Origin of the sequence: Microbulbifer sp. 2205BS26-8 (genome assembly GCF_030731025.1) — a bacterium.
Classification (GTDB): domain Bacteria; phylum Pseudomonadota; class Gammaproteobacteria; order Pseudomonadales; family Cellvibrionaceae; genus Microbulbifer; species Microbulbifer spongiae.
The window spans coordinates 36,986-55,408 of record NZ_JAVAMR010000026.1 but is presented as its reverse complement, the minus strand read 5'-3'; the positions used below and the strand labels follow the sequence as shown (position 1 = coordinate 55,408).

The 18,423-nt window shown below is 56.1% G+C and carries 13 protein-coding genes and 1 tRNA gene; 7 read left to right on the top strand and 7 right to left on the bottom strand.

Annotation, left to right across the window (positions count from 1 at the left end; genetic code table 11):
* Window positions 1–89: 89 nt before the first annotated feature.
* Window positions 90–1,097 (bottom strand): glyceraldehyde 3-phosphate dehydrogenase NAD-binding domain-containing protein, encoded by a 1,008-nt coding sequence (locus tag Q5Y71_RS10470; protein ID WP_306042118.1) that lies wholly within the window; start codon window positions 1,095–1,097, stop codon window positions 90–92.
* 116 nt (window positions 1,098–1,213) lie between these two features.
* On the bottom strand, window positions 1,214–3,211 hold the full coding sequence (tkt, locus tag Q5Y71_RS10465; RefSeq protein ID WP_306042117.1) for a transketolase: 1,998 nt from the start codon (window positions 3,209–3,211) through the stop codon (window positions 1,214–1,216).
* Window positions 3,212–3,472: 261 nt separating this feature from the next.
* Between tkt and Q5Y71_RS10460 the strand changes: the two genes are divergently transcribed.
* From Q5Y71_RS10460 to metF, 4 genes are all read left to right on the top strand, one after another.
* Window positions 3,473–4,429, top strand: coding sequence for a metalloregulator ArsR/SmtB family transcription factor (locus tag Q5Y71_RS10460; RefSeq protein ID WP_306042116.1), 957 nt, complete (start codon window positions 3,473–3,475; stop codon window positions 4,427–4,429).
* Window positions 4,430–4,501: 72 nt separating this feature from the next.
* On the top strand, window positions 4,502–5,722 hold the full coding sequence (gene metK, locus Q5Y71_RS10455) for a methionine adenosyltransferase (protein ID WP_306042115.1): 1,221 nt from the start codon (window positions 4,502–4,504) through the stop codon (window positions 5,720–5,722).
* A 95-nt stretch (window positions 5,723–5,817) separates the two neighbouring features.
* Complete coding sequence (ahcY, locus tag Q5Y71_RS10450) at window positions 5,818–7,203, top strand: adenosylhomocysteinase (protein ID WP_306042114.1); 1,386 nt, start codon at window positions 5,818–5,820, stop codon at window positions 7,201–7,203.
* Between the two features lie 61 nt (window positions 7,204–7,264).
* Window positions 7,265–8,101 (top strand): methylenetetrahydrofolate reductase [NAD(P)H], encoded by an 837-nt coding sequence (gene metF / locus Q5Y71_RS10445; protein ID WP_306042113.1) that lies wholly within the window; start codon window positions 7,265–7,267, stop codon window positions 8,099–8,101.
* Between the two features lie 724 nt (window positions 8,102–8,825).
* On the opposite strand, the gene bla is transcribed toward metF, so the two are convergent.
* The 3 genes from bla to Q5Y71_RS10430 form a co-directional block, all read right to left on the bottom strand.
* Window positions 8,826–9,707: a subclass B3 metallo-beta-lactamase gene (gene bla, locus Q5Y71_RS10440; RefSeq protein WP_306042112.1), complete on the bottom strand. Its 882-nt coding sequence runs from the start codon at window positions 9,705–9,707 to the stop codon at window positions 8,826–8,828.
* 777 nt (window positions 9,708–10,484) lie between these two features.
* Complete coding sequence (locus tag Q5Y71_RS10435; RefSeq protein ID WP_306042111.1) at window positions 10,485–10,937, bottom strand: YaiI/YqxD family protein; 453 nt, start codon at window positions 10,935–10,937, stop codon at window positions 10,485–10,487.
* 2 nt (window positions 10,938–10,939) lie between these two features.
* Window positions 10,940–11,158 carry a DUF3565 domain-containing protein gene (locus Q5Y71_RS10430; protein ID WP_306042110.1) on the bottom strand — a complete coding sequence of 73 codons (219 nt, stop codon included), beginning with the start codon at window positions 11,156–11,158 and terminating at the stop codon, window positions 10,940–10,942.
* Window positions 11,159–11,311: 153 nt separating this feature from the next.
* Here Q5Y71_RS10430 and rep point away from each other — a divergent pair, with 153 nt between their 5' ends.
* Window positions 11,312–13,345 carry a DNA helicase Rep gene (gene rep, locus Q5Y71_RS10425; RefSeq protein WP_306042109.1) on the top strand — a complete coding sequence of 678 codons (2,034 nt, stop codon included), beginning with the start codon at window positions 11,312–11,314 and terminating at the stop codon, window positions 13,343–13,345.
* A gap of 126 nt (window positions 13,346–13,471) precedes the next feature.
* Here the strand turns inward: rep and Q5Y71_RS10420 are convergent, their stop codons facing one another.
* Window positions 13,472–13,900 (bottom strand): cytochrome c5 family protein, encoded by a 429-nt coding sequence (locus Q5Y71_RS10420; RefSeq protein ID WP_306042108.1) that lies wholly within the window; start codon window positions 13,898–13,900, stop codon window positions 13,472–13,474.
* Window positions 13,901–14,180: 280 nt separating this feature from the next.
* On the opposite strand from Q5Y71_RS10420, the gene Q5Y71_RS10415 reads away from it, so the two are divergent.
* Window positions 14,181–14,257, top strand: a tRNA-Arg gene (locus Q5Y71_RS10415).
* Window positions 14,258–15,496: 1,239 nt separating this feature from the next.
* Window positions 15,497–16,339 (top strand): outer membrane beta-barrel protein, encoded by an 843-nt coding sequence (locus tag Q5Y71_RS10410; RefSeq protein WP_306042107.1) that lies wholly within the window; start codon window positions 15,497–15,499, stop codon window positions 16,337–16,339.
* 130 nt (window positions 16,340–16,469) lie between these two features.
* Here the strand turns inward: Q5Y71_RS10410 and Q5Y71_RS10405 are convergent, their stop codons facing one another.
* Window positions 16,470–18,389, bottom strand: a complete 1,920-nt coding sequence (locus Q5Y71_RS10405; protein ID WP_306042106.1) for an ATP-binding cassette domain-containing protein — start codon at window positions 18,387–18,389, stop codon at window positions 16,470–16,472.
* Window positions 18,390–18,423 lie beyond the last annotated feature (34 nt).

Sequence of the window (18,423 nt, the reverse complement as noted above, 5' to 3'; positions counted from 1 at the left end):
CTCTCTGGTCCGTCCCGGTTTTACAGGGCAAAAAATTCGGGCTATGTGGATGGCGGGTTATTTTTAACCAAATGGGCAAGGTAAGCCGTTCAAGTGATCTGCCTGGCCACATCCAGCATGCGATTTGCAAAGCCCCATTCGTTGTCAAACCAGATTAAAATCTTCACCAACTTACCTCCGGCCACCCGCGTCTGACTAGCATCAATAATGCCGGAGCGCGGGTCGTGATTAAAATCACAGGAAGCCAGGGGTTCTTCGGTAAAACCCAGTACGCCTTTAAAGTTTTTTGCGGCTGCCGATTCAAGCAGGGCATTCACTGAAGATTGGCTGACGGTTTTTTGCAATTGTACAGACAGATCAATGGCGGAGACATTGACGGTGGGCACACGCATGGCCTGGGCTTCGAATTTCCCGGCCAAATGGGGGAGAATACGCTCGATACCGCGGGCCAGTGCGGTGTCGATGGGGATAATCGAAGCAACGGCGGAGCGGGTTTTTCTCAGGTCGGTATGGTGGTAGGCATCACTCACCGGTTGATCGTTCATGGCGGAGTGGATGGTTGTAATCACCCCGGCTTCGATACAGAATGCTGTATCCAGAGCCGCAATAACCGGCACACTGCAGTTGGTGGTACAGGAGGCAGCAGAAATAATCCTTTCTTTACCGCTGAGGATCTGGTCATTGACGCCATAGACAATGGTGGCATCCACATCGCGGCTGGCGGGTTGGGAAAATAAAACCCGCTTGGCACCGGCAGCCAGGTGTAACTCTGCGTGCTTGCGCTCCTTAAAGCTGCCAGTACACTCCAGTACAATATCCACATTGTTTCTGTGCCACTGCAGGTCTTCCAGCCGTTCGCTGTGCGTGACAGCGATGCGATCGCCATTGACCACTAGCATATCTTTTTCCGCAGACACTTCGCCGTTGAAGCGCCCGTGTACTGAATCGTATTTGGTCAGGTGCGCAATAGTGGCACAGTCGGCAAGCTCATTGATGGCAACAATCTGCAAGGTGGCCCGGGCACCGGATTCGTAGAGGGCACGCAGAACGGAGCGGCCGATGCGGCCATAGCCATTGGTGGCGAGTCGAATCGTCATAACAGTGTTGCCAGGTTGAAGTTATAGGGGGCGCTGGAGCAACCGTCGCCAACTGGAGTGGCAGCAGGTTTGCCATTCGGGCCGATATCGGGAGACAGCGCCAATAGCCGGGATAACTACAGCAGTTTCTTTACGGCTTCCACAACATTGTCCACAGTGAATCCGAAATAACGCATCAGCTCGGCGCCGGGGGCGGATTCACCAAACCTCTGCATGCCGATAATGGCACCATCGAAACCGACGAACTTGTACCAGTAATCTATGTGGCTGGCTTCCACCGCCAGGCGTGCGCGCACCGCAGAGGGCAGTACGGACTCGCGATAGGATTCGTCCTGTTCCATAAAAACCTCGGCACAGGGCATGGAAACCACACGCACTTTTCTGCCCGCCAGTTTTTCCTGTGCCGCCATGGCCAGCGCCACCTCCGAGCCGGTGGCGATAATGATCGCAGCCGGAGTGCCATCGCAATCAGACAGGACATAGCCACCTTTTTCTATCTGTGCCAGTTGCGCAGCACTGCGGCTTTGCGGCGCCAGGCCCTGGCGGCTGAAGATCAGTGTACTGGGGCCCTTTTTCCGCGCAATGGCCATTTTCCAGCTCACAGCGGATTCGGTGGCGTCACAGGGGCGCCAGGTATGCAGGTTGGGGGTTGAACGCAGTGCACTCAGCTGTTCTACCGGCTGGTGGGTGGGGCCATCTTCGCCGAGGCCAATGGAATCATGGGTGTAGACGAAGATTGCACGTTGTTTCATCAGTGCGGCCATGCGCACCGCATTGCGTGCATACTCCATAAACATCAGGAAGGTGGCACCGTAGGGGACAAAGCCACCGTGCAGGGCAATGCCGTTCATTATGGCACTCATCCCGAACTCGCGTACGCCATAGTATACGTAGTTACCGGAGGCATCCTCTGCACTGATCGCCCTGGAGCCGGACCAGAGGGTGAGGTTGGAACCGGCAAGATCCGCGGAGCCGCCGAGTAATTCCGGCAGCAGCGGGCCGTAGGCGTTCAGGGTATTCTGGCTCGCCTTGCGAGAGGCGATGCTCTGAGCCTGCTCTTGGCACTGTTTGATGTAGGCGTCGGCTTTCACCGGGAAGTCTGCCGGCAGCTCACCTCCCATGCGGCGCTCAAACTCGGCGGCCAGCTCCGGGAATACTTCGCGATAGTCTGCGAGGATATCGTTCCACTCGTCTTCCTGGGCTTCTCCTTTGGCCCTGGCATCCCAGCCTGCGTAGATCGCTTCGGGAATCTCGAAGGGAGCGTGGGGCCAGTCCAGAGTTTCGCGCACCAGCGCAATCTCATCCTCGCCCAGCGGTGCACCGTGGCACTCCTCGCGGCCCTGCTTATTGGGTGAGCCGAAGCCTATGACGGTCTTGCAGCAGATAATGGAGGGCTTGTCGGTATGGGTGCGCGCCTTTTCGATCGCAGCCTTGATGGCTGTGGCATCGTGGCCGTCGATATCGGGGATCACATGCCAACCGTAGGATTCGAAGCGCTTGGGTGTATCGTCGGTAAACCAGCCCTCGACTTCACCGTCAATGGAGATACCGTTATCGTCGTAAAAGACGATCAGCTTGCCCAGACCCAGGGTGCCGGCGAGAGAACAGGCCTCATGAGAGATCCCTTCCATCAGGCAGCCGTCGCCAATAAATGCATAGGTGCGGTGATCGATCAATTCGTAGCCGGGGCGGTTAAATTGGGCTGCCAGCACTTTTTCTGCCAGCGCCATGCCGACCGCATTGGTTATGCCCTGGCCAAGCGGGCCGGTGGTGGTTTCAATTCCGGGCGCATAACCGTGTTCCGGATGCCCCGGGGTCTTGGCGTGTAGCTGGCGGAAATTCTTCAGTTCTTCAAGTGGCAGGTCGTAACCGGACAGGTGCAGCAGGGAATACAACAGCATCGAGCCGTGACCGTTGGACAGCACAAAGCGGTCGCGGTCGGCCCATTCTGGATTGGCCGGATTGTGTTTCAGGTAGTCATTCCAGAGCACTTCGGCGATATCTGCCATACCCATAGGTGCACCGGGGTGACCGCTATTGGCTTTTTGAACTGCATCCATGGACAGGGCCCGGATGGCATTGGCCTTGTGTGTGCGAGAGGGGATAGAAGACATAAGGAGGACTCTCTGGTTCTGGGAGGGACCGCGGCGCTGCTCTGTGGGCAGATTTCCGTGGGGTCACTAAAACGGGGGCGTATTCTCCCGTAAAGGCCCGCTCTGCGCAAAGCCTTGGCAGAGAATTTGCCAATAAAAAGCGCAGCAACAACGGTTCAAATGGTGATCGGAGAAGCCTTGACTCATCTGCATCAAAATAATTTTATCAATCTATATCAAAAAATTTTGATATAGATCCGTGCACTTGCTAGACTCGCTTCCATGCCTGAATCCCATTCCCTCTCGGAACCCGGCCCTGGCACGGGAATTTCCCGCTTGGCGGCGACCCTGAAAGCGGCCGGTGACCCTCTGCGGCTCGAGATATTGCGCCTGCTCAGCCGGGATTCCTACAGTGTGCTGGAGTTGTGCCGTATCTTCGATCTGCGCCAACCGACCCTGAGCCATCACCTGAAGGTACTCGCCCAGGCCGGTCTGGTCAGTAAGCGGCGCGAGGGCAATAACCTCTTTTATCGGCGCACCGGCAGTTCTGCGCTGCTGATGCAGCTGTTTACCGATCTGGACCAACTGCCCCTGTCCGCTGGGCGGGTTCAGTCGGTAGCGCGTATTTCCGAGGAACGGGCCAAGGCCTCGCAACATTTCTTTGCCGACTACGGCAACCGTTTCCGCGAGCAGCAGGAATTGATCGCTGGCTATGGGGTATATGGTCCGCAGGTTGCCCAGCTGCTGCACCCCGGGGGGCATGCGATAGAGGTGGGCCCCGGAGAGGGGGAGTTTTTGCAGGAGCTGTCGCAGCGCTTTAACACAGTGACAGCGCTGGATCTGTCGTCCGCCATGCTGGCGCGCGCGCGGATTTTTGCCGCCGAGCACGGCCTGAACAATATCGAGTTTGTCTGCAGCGACACCCGTGCAGCCGCAGCGCGCCCGGACAGTGCCGACACCATTGTGGTGAATATGGTACTGCACCACACACCGGACCCCGCCCGGATTTTTTACGACCTGCACAGCGCCCTGAAAAGCGGTGGGCGCCTGCTGGTGGCCGAGTTGCAGGAACACGCGCAAGACTGGGCCAGAGAGGCCTGTGGGGACCTGTGGCTGGGATTTGCCCCGCAACAGTTGAGCGACTGGGCGCAGAGCGCCGATCTGAAGGACGGGCGCAGTGTCTACAGTGCCCTGCGCAATGGTTTTCAGATCCAGATACGCGAATTTATCAAGCCCTGAAGGTATTGGGCAGGCGTTGACAGAAACAGAATTTATACAACCGCCCACGATGGAATCAATGGAGACTCCCACATGAGTGAATACACACTGTTTACTTCGGAATCCGTTTCCGAAGGACATCCGGATAAGATTGCCGACCAGATTTCCGATGCGGTACTGGATGCTCTGCTGGCCCGTGACAAACAGGCCCGTGTGGCCTGTGAAACTCTGGTAAAAACGGGTATTGCAGTGATTGCCGGGGAGATCTCCACCTCTGCCTGGGTCGACCTGGAAGAACTGGTGCGCAAGGTGATCACCGATATTGGTTATACCTCTTCCGATGTGGGCTATGATGGCGAAACCTGTGGCGTGATCAATGTGATCGGCAAGCAGTCTGTAGATATCGCTCAGGGTGTCGATCGCGCCAAGCCTGAAGATCAGGGCGCGGGTGATCAGGGGCTGATGTTTGGCTACGCCACCAATGAAACCCCCACTTTTATGCCGGCACCGATTTATTATTCGCACCGCTTAGTGGAGCGTCAGGCAGAAGTGCGCAGGTCCGGCCTGCTGCCGTGGTTGCGCCCGGATGCCAAGAGTCAGCTGACTTTCCGCTATAACGAGCAGGGCCGCCCCTGTGCCATTGATGCGGTGGTGCTCTCCACCCAGCACAATCCGGATGTGAGCCAGACGGATTTGTGCGAAGCAGTTATGGAGCTGATTGTGCATCACACCCTGCCACTGGAATGGCTGCACGCCGACACCAAGTACCATATCAACCCCACAGGCAATTTTGTGATCGGTGGCCCAATGGGTGACTGTGGTCTCACCGGGCGCAAGATTATCGTGGATACCTATGGTGGTTCAGCGCGCCACGGTGGCGGTGCCTTCTCCGGCAAGGACCCTTCCAAGGTGGACCGCTCCGCGGCTTATGCGGGTCGCTATGTAGCCAAGAATATTGTCGCGGCGGGCCTGGCCAAGCGTTGTGAAATCCAGGTGTCCTACGCCATCGGTGTCGCTGAACCCACCTCCGTTGCCATCAACACCTTTGGCACCGGCATGGTCCCGGAGGACAAACTGGTGGAACTGGTGCGCGAGAATTTCGACCTGCGCCCTTTCGCCATTTCCAAGTTCCTGGATCTGTTGCACCCCATGTACCAGCTAACGGCGGCTTACGGCCATTTCGGTCGCGACCCCGCTACACATACCTACAACTGGATGGACGGCGATGGGCAGCAGCACAGTGAAACCTTTACCGCCTTCCCATGGGAGAAAACGGACAAGGCAGACGCCCTGCGTGCCCAGGCCGGGCTTTAGCTGCATCGACTAATCTCTGGCTCTGCAGCAAGAAACACTGAAATGCGGGCGGTAAGCGCCCTTGTGAAAAACCCTGTTACTGGACCTGAAAAAGCATGAATCAGATGAGCACTGAATTTAAGGATTTTAAGATCGCGGATATTTCCCTGGCCGAATGGGGCCGCCGTGAAATTGAGATTGCCGAGGGTGAAATGCCGGCACTGATGACCCTGCGGGAAAAATACCACGCAGAGCAGCCACTGGTCGGAGCGCGCATCATGGGTTGTATCCATATGACCATCCAGACCGCGGTGCTGATCGAAACGCTTGTTGCGCTGGGTGCCGAAGTGCGCTGGTCTTCCTGCAATATTTTTTCCACCCAGGACCACGCTGCGGCCGCAATTGCCGCGCGCGGTATACCGGTATTTGCCTGGAAAGGCGAGACCGAGGACGAATACGCGTGGTGCCTGGAGCGTACCGTGGGTGCGGATGTTGCCGGCTGGCAGCCGAATATGATTCTCGATGATGGCGGTGACCTCACGGAGCTGCTGCACCGCAACTATCCGCATATTCTCGATCAGTGCCATGGGGTCAGTGAAGAGACTACCACCGGCGTGCACCGCCTGCAGGATATGTTGCGCGAGGGCACACTGAAAGTGCCCGCAATCAATGTCAATGATTCCGTCACCAAGAGCAAAAACGACAACAAGTATGGATGTCGCCACAGCCTGAACGATGCCATCAAGCGCGCTACCGACCACTTGCTGGCTGGGAAAAAGGCGCTGGTGATTGGCTATGGAGACGTGGGCAAAGGCTCCGCTGCCTCCCTGCGCCAGGAGGGAATGATTGTAAAGGTTTCCGAAGTGGACCCTATCTGCGCCATGCAGGCCTGTATGGACGGCTTCGAACTGGTTTCCCCCTACATCGACGGTATCAATACCGGTACGGCTGAGGGCATCAATACACAGCTGCTTGCCAATACGGACCTGATTGTTACCACCACCGGTAATGCCAATGTCTGTGATGCGCACATGCTGGCGGCCCTCAAGAGTGGCGCTGTGGTGTCGAACATCGGCCACTTCGACAACGAAATTGATACCGCTTTTATGCGCGAGCATTGGCAGTGGCAGGAAGTGAAGCCGCAGGTACACAAAGTGGTGCGCAACAGGGAAAACAATGATCACCTGCTGCTGCTTTCCGAGGGCCGCCTGGTCAATCTCGGCAATGCCACCGGCCACCCCAGTCGCATCATGGATGGTTCATTTGCCAACCAGGTTCTCGCGCAGATTCATCTGTTTCAAGAGAAGTTTGCCGATCTGCCCGCAGACCAGAAAGTGCCGGCCCTGTATGTCAGAGTACTGCCGAAGCGTCTCGATGAAGAGGTGGCACGCTATATGGTGGAGGGCTTTGGCGGTGTCATTACCCGCATGACCGAACAGCAGGCCAACTATATTGGGGTCTCTGTGGATGGCCCCTACAAGCCCGAAAGTTATAAATACTGATACTCTGGTAAAAGGTGCCGGCTTTACCGGTACCTGGATGCCACAGGGACTGGAATAGACAATGAAAGACCCCATTCGGATCAGCTTTGAATTTTTTCCCCCAAAAACGGCCGATGGCCGTGCCAAACTGTACCGGACCCGTGAAATACTGCAGGCATTTGATCCCGAGTTTTTTTCCGTGACCTATGGTGCCGGCGGCACCACGCGCGAGACCACTGCCGGTATTGTCACCGATATGTGCCGCGATGGTATCTCCATCGCACCCCACTTGTCGTTTGGTGGAGATAATGAAGAAACGATTCTCGGATTGTTGAATCTGTACCGGGAAACCGGTGTCACCCGCATAGTGGCCCTGCGTGGTGATATGCCCTCCGGTATGGGTGCTGTTGCACAGTTGGTGTACGCCAATGAACTGGTGGCTTTTATCCGCCGACACAGTGGAGACCACTTTCATCTGGAGGTGGCTGCCTATCCGGAAATACATCCGGAATCCAATAGCTATGGTGACGATATCCGCTATTTGAAAGCCAAGTTTGAAGCGGGTGCTGACAGTGCGCTTACCCAGTATTTCTATAACCCCGATTCCTATTTCTACTTTATTGATCAGTGTGAAAAAGCCGGCATCGATGCACCGATTTATCCCGGTATTATGCCAATAAGCAATTTTGATAGCCTGATGCGGTTTTCCCGCAACTGTGGCGCGGAAATTCCAAGGTGGTTGAAAAAGCGCATGGAGAGCTACCACAACCTGGAGGATATCCGCAAACTGGGGCTCGAGGTGGTGACGGATTTATGTGAAACCCTGTTGGAGGGCGGCGCGCCGGGGTTACATTTTTATACCATGAACCAGGTGGACCCGACGGCCAGCATTTTGCAGGCACTGTCCCCCGAAACCTAGACTGCTGCAGAGGCGTACCCTCCGCAGGTGAAGGCCACAGGTTCGAATCCTGTCGGGTGCACCATTTTCTTTTAAACAATTCCAAATTCCGGCTGGTCCTATCAAGGATAAGCGAGGGTTTTCTGGAGTCGGGGTATGCCACTTCCAGCGCATCACAATATGTATCTGGCATATCGGTTAGCCAGGACGATTCAACTTTCATTCCTGTAGGTATGCAAAAACCTGCCTCCATAAGGCACAACGGATGTGCTGGCGTGAAGATCGATCAGTGGGATCGACGATATCAGTTGCCCAGATTTGCGTGCATTATTTAGAACTCAGACAGCCATCATGTACTCGCTTTCCTCAATGCCACAACTGTATTTCTCCCGTAACCTTCACAATTGGCTCTGACCTGATCGCAGGAGGATGAACATCAATTTCACGACTGTCGCATTGATAATACTTAGCTTAGTGATTAACTATACGAGGAGGCAAAAGTTAGGTCAACGGAAAACTTTTGTTGTCCTGGTTGCGCTGAGTGGCCGCCCTAATCACCATCGTGCAACAAGCGCGGCAAATCTCCGTATGCAAATGATTGAAGTGGAAAACGGGGACCGATCTACTGACGTGTAAATATCAATGGACTGCTTTAATATTTTTTATCGAGATTTTTGCTCGAGGGGAGACGACGCAGTGGTGTTTTTCCGCGCAATGTCGTTTGACCAGGATATTTGGAAAGAGGTTATTGCCCTCCTGCCGACCCCTGACGCTCTGCCTCTAGCTGGATTTGAAATTGCCTCTCTGCCTTATCCGCATAGTGCTTGCAGCTAAGCGGTGTTTTCTGAGTGGCGGTCTTCCCAAATACCCAGCCACTGGCCGTTGCATGGGGCGTGATCAGTAGCTCGCAGGGCAGGTTGCGCACACGCTCGAAACTGGTTTGATAGTCCCGCACAATATCGGGATAGCGGCTATTGTTGATCAATTGATATCCCGGTGCACTCAAGCTGTCCACATAGGCGAGTTGTGTTGTTTTACCATTGATCGTGTCCTGCCAGGTCCAGGCCATGCTGCCTGGGGTATGGCCCGGAATAAAATGTACACGCAGATGCAGATTGCCCAAAGCGACTTCCTCGCCCTGATGCAGTATGCGATCGGCCTGGATGGGAGAGTACAGTATCCCGTCCCCAAAGTGGATATCATCAGCTCCACCGCGGGCCATCAAGAGCGCGGATTCAGCATTAGTTGCGATTCGGGCGCCAGTCGCGCGCTGCACAGCCGCCAAGGAACCGACGTGATCGGCATGGGCGTGGCTGTGCAGTATCAGTTTCAGGTCGGTGGGCTGCAACCCCAATACTCCCAGGTTTGCGAGCACGTGATCCGCAGTTTGCGCCATACCCCCATCGATCAAAATCGCCCCTTCACTGCCAGTGAGTAGCAGAGCGGTAATACCCTGTGTACCGATTTGCCAGGTATTTGCTGCAATTCGCAGGGGTGCCACCGGCTGCCGCCAGGACTTTGGCACCTTGTAGGCCTCCAATTGTGGCAGTGGGTCCAGCTCTGTTGCGGAAGTTATCCCGGCCAGTACCACAGACAGGGCTGTGGCAGTGATTGTGCTGAAATGCATTGAATTGACTCGTTTTATCTTTTACCCGGTGCCTGGAATGCAGTGATTATCGACGGGATGTGCTCTGCCCACAACCTGGTATTCCAGGTGTACGCTAGGCTCTATCGCTGCGGCAATGTGTGAAAAAAGTATACACCTTGTCCTGCTCCAATATGTGCTGTGACAGGGAGGACTTTCTGTACATCCCTGGGAGGGGAACCCCGTTAATGTGCCTCACTCCTTTGCCCTATCACAACGAATAGTTCTGGAATACGCAAAAAAGGGAGTTTCATCCGCGCAGTTATTTCGCCAAGAACGCGCTGTCTCAATTGCTGTCGGCGTTACCGCGAGGCAAGACAGGCCAGCTCTTTAATTTATAGGTGCGCTTGTACAAAGAAACTGACCAAATAAGAGCCGGAATTTCAATCACCTTGACGCATTATTAATTCCGGGATGGGAGTTGCCTGTATCAGGCAGCACTGGCTTGATCTACAGGATTCAGGTTACCGTTATGCATGTAGCCCCTGGCCTGTGTACTGGCCATTGTAATCAATCCCCAAAACAAAGTTTGGTGTATATTACTTCAAGCATTGGTATTTTTAAGTTCTGGAGAACGTAGCTTGACAACTCCGGCCAGCGGCAGTCCTCAAGAAAAGATGCTCTATTGAAAGGAAAGCGGAAATGCGGGCCGCTCCACTGCTGGCACTGCTGCCGATCCGGCAGCCAGGACATCAGTGTTTGGAGTTGTGTTGCCCGCAATGGCTCCAGCCCGATACTGTGCAACGCCGACCCCCAGGCTCAGTTGCGGCACTTTGCCAGCCACCGGTCCAGCTGATCGGCGAAGGCTTTGCGATCCGCCTGGCTGAGTGCCGGCGGGCCACCGGTCTGCACGCCGCTGGAACGCAGAGTATCCATAAAATCGCGCATATTCAGGCGCGCGCGGATATTGGCCTTGGTGTAGCGTTCACCGCGGGCGTTCAGGGCCTCGGCGCCCTTATCAATGACCTCCGCCGCCAGGGGGATATCGCTGGTAATCACCAGGTCCCCGGCTGCACAGCGCTGCACAATTTCATTGTCGGCCACATCGAAGCCGGCGCTCACTTGCAGGGAGCGGATATAACGGGACGGCGGCACCCTGACGGCCTGGTTTGCCACCAGGGTCGTTTCTGTTGCCGTGCGCCCTGCAGCGCGGAACAGGATTTCCCGGATGACCACCGGGCAGGCATCGGCATCGACCCAGATTCTTGCCATGGTTATAACGCCTTTTCAAGTCTATCGGGCGGCAGACCCGCATCGCATTTCCTGCAGTTGAGTTGAACACTCAACCTGGACGCGCGCCCTACCTCAGTGATCACCCAGGGCCGGTTGGTCCAGGGCGGATTGTGGCGCACATGCTGGCAGTGGCCACAGGCAAGCTCGGCCACCCAGTGACCCTCTTTATCCAGATGATAACCGGCAATGGGTTGTTGCATGGGATGACAACAGCAGTGAAGAGGGTGCAGTTATAGCCAATCCCACCGCCAAAGTACACGCCCAGGCGAACCTTGGTACGGACGCCGGGAGAATTCTAGCCAAGGCTGATAGAATCCCCCGCTTTTCCGTCGCGCAACCATGTAGCCCCATCTATGACCCAGCTCAATCCCCGCCAGTTGGAAGCGGTGAAATATGTCGATAGCCCCTGCCTGGTACTGGCCGGTGCCGGCTCCGGCAAGACCAGTGTCATCACCCGCAAGATCGTTTACCTGATCGAGCAGTGTGGCTACGCCGCGCGCAATATCGCCGCCCTCACCTTTACCAACAAGGCCGCGCGGGAGATGAAGGAGCGGGTGGGCAAACTGCTGGCGGGGCCGGGCGGCAAGCGCTCCAGGGCGAGTCATGGCCTTATCGTATCCACCTTCCACAACCTGGGCCTGAATATCCTGCGCAAGGAATACCGCGCTGCCGGCCTGAAGCCGGGCTTCTCCATCTTCGATGCCGAGGACGCCCGCGCGTTGATCAAGGAACTGATGTTGCGCGATGGCGATCTGGATACGGACCTGCTCGATCGGGTGCAAAACCAGATCTCCAACTGGAAGAATGCTATGCGCACACCGCGCCGGGCCCTGGAGCAGGCGCAGAGCCCCGGTGAGCAGGCCATCGCCATCGCCTACGATCGCTACTGCGAGGCTCTCAAGGCGTATAATGCGGTGGACTTCGACGACTTGATCCTGCTGCCGGTGCAGCTGTTCGACAGTGACCTGGAGCTGCTGCAGCGCTGGCGCAGGAAGATCCGCTACCTGCTGGTGGACGAATACCAGGACACCAACAATGCCCAGTACCTGCTGGTGAAACTGCTGCTGGGGGACCGCGGCAGTCTCACGGTGGTGGGGGACGACGATCAGTCCATCTACGCCTGGCGCGGCGCGCGACCGGAGAATATGACAGCCCTCAAGACCGACTTTCCCGGCCTGCGCCTGATCAAGCTGGAGCAAAACTACCGCTCCACCAGTCGTATTCTCAAAGTGGCCAACCAGTTGATCGCCCATAATCCCCATGTGTTTGACAAGGCGCTGTGGTCCGATCGTGGCCTGGGGGAAGAGATCCGCGTGATCAGGGTGAGCAACGAAAATGACGAGGCCGAGCGCATCGCCAACGAGATCTACCTGCAAAAAAGCCGTCGCGGCTGCAAATTCAGGGACTTCGCGGTGCTCTACCGCGGTAACCACCAGGCGCGCCTGGTGGAGCTGAAGCTGCAGGAACACCAAATCTCTTACCAGATGTCCGGGGGCACGTCGTTTTTCGCCCGCGCCGAGATCAAGGACGTGATGGCCTACCTCCGCTTGCTGGTGAATCCCGACGATGACAACGCCTTCCTGCGGATTATCAACACCCCGCGCCGCCAGATCGGCACCAGCAGCCTGGAAACCCTGGGCCACTATGCCAAAAGTCGCGAGGTCTCCCTGTTCAAGGCCTGTTGCGAACTGGGCTTCAAGGCCCAGATCAACGAACAGGGCTACGAACGTCTCAACCGCTTTGCCCTGTGGCTCGAGGGCGTACAGCGCAACTGCCGCGAAACCACTGCCAGCGAGGCCCTGCGCGAAATGCTGGAGGATATCGACTACGCCGGCTGGCTGGCGCAAAACGCCAGCAGTGAGAAAGTGGCCGAGAAGCGCATGGAGAATGTGTACTGGTTGCTGGAGTCCCTCAACAAGATCATGGCGGGCACCGATGATGCACTGGAGCAGGATATCCGCCTGGAACAGGCTATCTCCAAGCTGATCCTGCGGGATATGCTGGAGCGACAGGAGGAAGAGGAGGCCACCGATAAGGTCAGTCTGATGACGTTGCACGCCGCCAAGGGCCTGGAATTCCCCCATGTCTTTATGATCGGCATGGAGGAAAACCTGCTGCCGCATCGCAACAGTATCGAAGATGACAATATTGAAGAGGAGCGCCGTCTCACCTATGTCGGCATCACCCGCGCGCAGCGCACGCTGACGATGACCCTGGCCGGCAAGCGCAAGCAGTTCGGCGAAATTCAGGACACCACGCCCAGCCGCTTTTTGGATGAATTGCCCGAGGAGGATGTAATTCGGGAGGGATTCGGCAAAACCACGCCGCAGCAGAACCAGGCAAAGGGAGAGGAGACCCTGGGGTCGTTGTTGCGTATGTTTGATTGAGGTGCGCGCAGCGCGATACCTTTATCCTTGTTGCGCCAGCAGCGCCTGCTACTCTCGTGGGGCATAGGCCATGACCGGCGAACAAAAAAGGCCGCTCCTTGAGCGGCCTCCGGGTAGCGCAAACGGCTACTTGCTTTTTTCCACCATATAGTCGACGGTCGCTTTGATTTCGTCATCGCTGCAATCCATACACAGGCCTTTAGGCGGCATGGCATTGATACCGTTGATGGCGTTGCTGTAGAGCGTATCCATGCCCTTGGCGATCCGCGGCGCCCAGGCGGCCACATCGCCGAGCTTGGGTGCACCCGCTACGCCGGCTGCGTGACAGGTGAAACAGCTCGCATTGTAGATCTGCTCGCCACTGCGTCCAGCGGCACTGGCACTCTCCGGTGCCGCTGCTACCGCTGCCGCACATGCCTCACCTTTCATACAGGTTTTGCCCGCCGGAGCAATACGCTCGGCAATCTCCTGGTCAACAGACTGGGCCACTGCCGCAGCCGCAGCCGCAGCCGCACTGACGGTCAGTGCCGCCACAAAACCCAAAATACTCTTCATACTACCCCCTTCAAAGGACCGAACAGAATTCACCCCATACCACTGCGTACTTCAACGCCGCGCATTATAAGCACACCACCAGTCCTTGCCAAAGGCCGGTTGAGCCGACACAATGCCTTTCACACCCCGCACTGCTTCTGTATACTCCGCCCACTCCGTACCGGCAGTCACTCTTGCCCTGGCAGAAGACAGCGTTGTTCTTCTGCGGCCGGGAGCGGATCACGGAGTATCGGCCCTTTCCAACAGGCCACAGGGGTTGATGGTCCAGGCCCCACACTACCCGCTCGTAGCTCAGCTGGATAGAGCGCCACCCTCCGGAGGTGGAAGTCGGGGGTTCGAATCCCTCCGAGCGGGCCATCTTGCTTTTGGTCAAATCGGATCAGAACCGCGATAGTGTGCTGCAAAAAATCATAAGACAGCTTTTTTGAGGTCTCACTGAAATCCCGGTGTGGCTATCCAGTGCATGGCCGATAGCCTTATACCGCTTCTCAATACCAGAACGTGCTTTCAACGCGCCTTGAATCACCACCGGTCGAACCCGTCTCGTTTGTCGTCCGTCTATGACAACCGGCTTTTAGTTGAGCGGGTTGTTGCACATTACCCGCTATGTGGATTTGGCGCACTGGCTTGGGTTGAAAACAAAGAAAAAATCAGCGATTCGGGAGGCTGGGTTCCTTTTTATCCTTTGGTAAGAAAGGAAAATAATGGGTCAACAGCTCGGGGCCTGTCAGCTTCTGGTATCGCAACTGCGCGAGGAGATAGGTCACATCCCCCGCGAGTGGGGCTTCTCCACTGTTCTATTGCCTGGAAAACCAGCTGTTAAGTCAAGAAACAATGGATTGGCTGTGTGGCAGATTGTCATCAGCTATCCAGGAATCAATAACTGTGGAAATGCACAGAGATCTACTGGTATTCCGGTGGACTTGCTGTGCCCCACGGTATTCAGTTTTTTTCAGAAGAGCAGTTTTTTGTGTATATCTGAACATCGCATCCGTTGCAGTCTGCCTTCGAACTGACAAGGCGTATGGTAGCACGTTGTCGCTTGAATATTGCTTTTCGCTTGTTTTTTTAACGCCATAAAAAAGCGGGTGTCATAGTTTGGCAGCGTTTTTTTCCGGAAAAAACAAGAGCGTTGCAGAGTAAGCGCCGTTGTTAAATCCGCTATATGGCTTCAGCGGAATTGCTTTTGATCGGGTGTCGATACTTGGCGTCGGGATTATTTGCGCTGGCTCTGTTTATGAGCGTTATGCGCTTTTTCCAGTCTATGCTGCTAATACTGATCGCAATTTTATCAAACTGATAATGAGGCTGAGATTTCCGCTTCGTTGAATTCTCCCTGAGCAAACCAGGTGCAAAAGAGATAGCATTTTGAGTCGCAGGGACCTACAGTCAGTGGCAGTTACCTCTTTGAGGGTGTGCTTACCCGGCAGTTTGGTGTTCGGTGTGATAAACAGGCGTTCGAATCAGGCAGGGAGTGAAAATCACGCTGCATTGAGTGACGGCAATTTGCTGTTTGCGGTTTCAGTGCATTGCCAGGTGATTTTGACAGCGATGAATTCCTAATAGAATTTGGTGCCACGGATGGAAAATTATCACATGGTAGCTTCCAAGCTGCGCTGTATTGTTTTTTTATTTGCTGTGTTGAGTGCACAAGTGGATGCGGACTTTGTGGGAACGCTCAATCTCTATGCGAAAGGCGGCAAATACTGGTTCCACGACGATCGTCTCAACGGCACACCATTTCGGGATTACACCCTGCGGGATACCACTGGTGTCGGCGTTGGTCTCGGGTTCAATATGACCAATTACTGGGCTATGGAAGGCGTTGTTGATTACTTTACGGTGAATGTCAAGGAAATTCCCGAGAAGGTGGAAGTGTACAATTATCACCTGGATTTGCTCTACCAGTTCGCGGGACAATTCTGCGGTAACTTTTGCTGGCAACCCTATGTTGCCTTTGGTATCGGTGAGATCCGTATAGAGTTCGATGATGCACCGGATCGCTACTATGCAGACAGGGAGGATGAATATCCGGATGTTTGTCGCTACGAACTTGAATATCCGGGAGACGATTGCAATTGGGATGACCGCCAGACGATGTTTAATCTCGGTCTCGGAATCAAATACAGCCTGGGACCGCGCTGGCAGGCGCGTGCGGATGTGCGTCTTTTTCAGGGTATAGAAGAGGGCGGGGTGGATGGATTTGCCAGTATTGCAGTGGGTTACCAGTGGGTTGAATACCCGGATTTTTGGTATGACGAGGATGCCGACGGGGTTATCGATGCAACCGATCAGTGCCCGCAAACGCCGGTTGGTATCGATGTGCATCTCGATGGATGCCCTTTGGATTCGGATTTTGATGGGGTGCCCACCTATCTGGACCAGTGTCCAAATACCCCGATCGGTATCGCCGTGGATGAGTATGGATGTATCCGATGAGCTGGGTTTTCCGGGGCGGGTACATCGGCCCGCTGGTCAGGGAACAACATTTCCGGCGTTGGCTGGCTGGATGGGTTCTGACCCGATCCGACTCGTATTCGGGCGCGCATCGACAGCGTTTTTGGGGAGGCTATTCACCGCGTAATGCCTCCAGCTGTTCGGAAGTTTCCAGCCACTCCAATTCCAGCGCTGCGAGCCTCTCGCTCTGTTCGGTTTGCACCTGGTTGAGTCGGGCGATCTCTTCATGCTGCCCGCCGCTGTAAAGGCTTTCGTCTGCGAGTTTTTCCCGGGTTTGGGACAGTTGTTTCTCTGCTGAAGACAGCTGGTGCTCGAGGGTTTTCAGTTTTTTTGCCAGGGGTTTCCACTGCTCGCGCAGTGCGGCGGCGGCGCGCCGCTGGGTTTTTTTGTCCCCGACCGGGCAGGTGTTGTCCCCGGCAGTGTCCGGTGTTGTTTCTCCGCGGCGTTTTTTCTCGCGATTGTAGCCCAATAGCCACTGCTTATAGTCTTCCAGGTCGCCGCTATAGGGTTCGGCGCGTCCATCTGCCACCAAAATAAATTCATCGGCGGTATTGGCGAGCAGGTGGCGGTCATGAGAAACCAGCACCACAGCGCCGGAAAACTCCGCCAGCGCCAGGGTCAGGGCGTGGCGCATTTCCAGGTCCAGGTGGTTGGTGGGTTCGTCCAGCAGTAGCAGATTGGGTTTTTGCCAGGCCAGGATCGCCAGGGCCAGGCGTGCCTTTTCTCCTCCGGAAAAGCCGGCCACGGTCTCAAATACCCGGTCGCCAACAAAACCATAGCCTCCGAGAAAATCGCGCAGGGACTGTTCGCTGGCATCGGTACTCAGCCTCTGCAGGTGTAGTAGCGGGGAGGCGGCAGTGTCGAGGGCTTCCAGCTGGTGTTGGGCAAAATAGCCAATCGCCAGGTGCTCCCCGCACTGGCGCTCGCCACTCAGGGGGGGAAGTTGCCCGGCAAGGGTCTTGATCAGTGAGGATTTGCCCGCGCCGTTGGGGCCGAGCAAACCGATACGACGGCCCGGCTGGATACCCAGCTGCACTTTATGGACCACGACCTTACCGGTATAGCCGATGTCTGCCTCACGCAGGTCGACCAGGGGGTTGGAGGTTTTTTCTGCGCACGGCAGGGTGAACTGGAAGGGAGAGTCCACATGGGCCGGGGCGATCCGGGCCATGCGGTCCAGCGCCTTTAAACGGCTCTGGGCCTGTTTGGCTTTACTGGCCTTGGCGCGGAAGCGCCGCACGAAATCTTCCATATGTACGCGCTCGGCCCGCTGCTTTTCGTACTGTAGCTGTTGCTGCGCCAGACGCTCGGCGCGTGCGCGCTCAAAAGCGCTGTAGTTGCCGCTGTAGAACACCAGTTTTTGTCGCTCGAAACTGACAATGCCGTCGACAACTGCGTCGAGGAAATCCCGGTCGTGGGAAATCATCAGCAGTGTACCGGGGAAGCGCTGCAGCCACTGCTCCAGCCACAGGGTGGCATCGAGGTCAAGGTGGTTGGTGGGTTCGTCCAGCAGCATCAGATCTGCCGGGCACATCAGAGCGCGCGCGAGATTGAGGCGAATGCGCCAGCCACCGGAAAAACTGTGCACCGGCCGTTGTTGCTCGGTGTGGGAGAATCCCAGGCCACTGAGCAATTGCGCTGCCCGCGCCGGTCCGCTGTAGCCATCAATACTCGCCATACGCTCGTGCAGTTCTGCCAACTCGTGACCATTGGTATCACTGCAGCTCTCCGCTGCCGCCAGCTGTTTTTGTAACTGGCGCAGTGCTCTGTCGCCATCGAGGACATAGTCGAGGGCGGGCTGGTCGCTGGCCTCGACCTCTTGGGCCATATGGGCGATACGCCAGGTGTTCGGCAAATCCACCTGGCCGGCATCGCTCTCCAACTGGCCGAGCAATAGCTGGAACAGGGTGGACTTGCCACAGCCATTCGCGCCGATAATCCCCACCTTGTGGCCGGGGAAAATGCGGCAGTCCGCGCTGTGCAACAGTTCCCGTGCCCCCCGCTGCAGGGAGACACCTTGCAAATTGATCACTGTAAAAACCTCATGGAAACAGCCCGAGGGATGC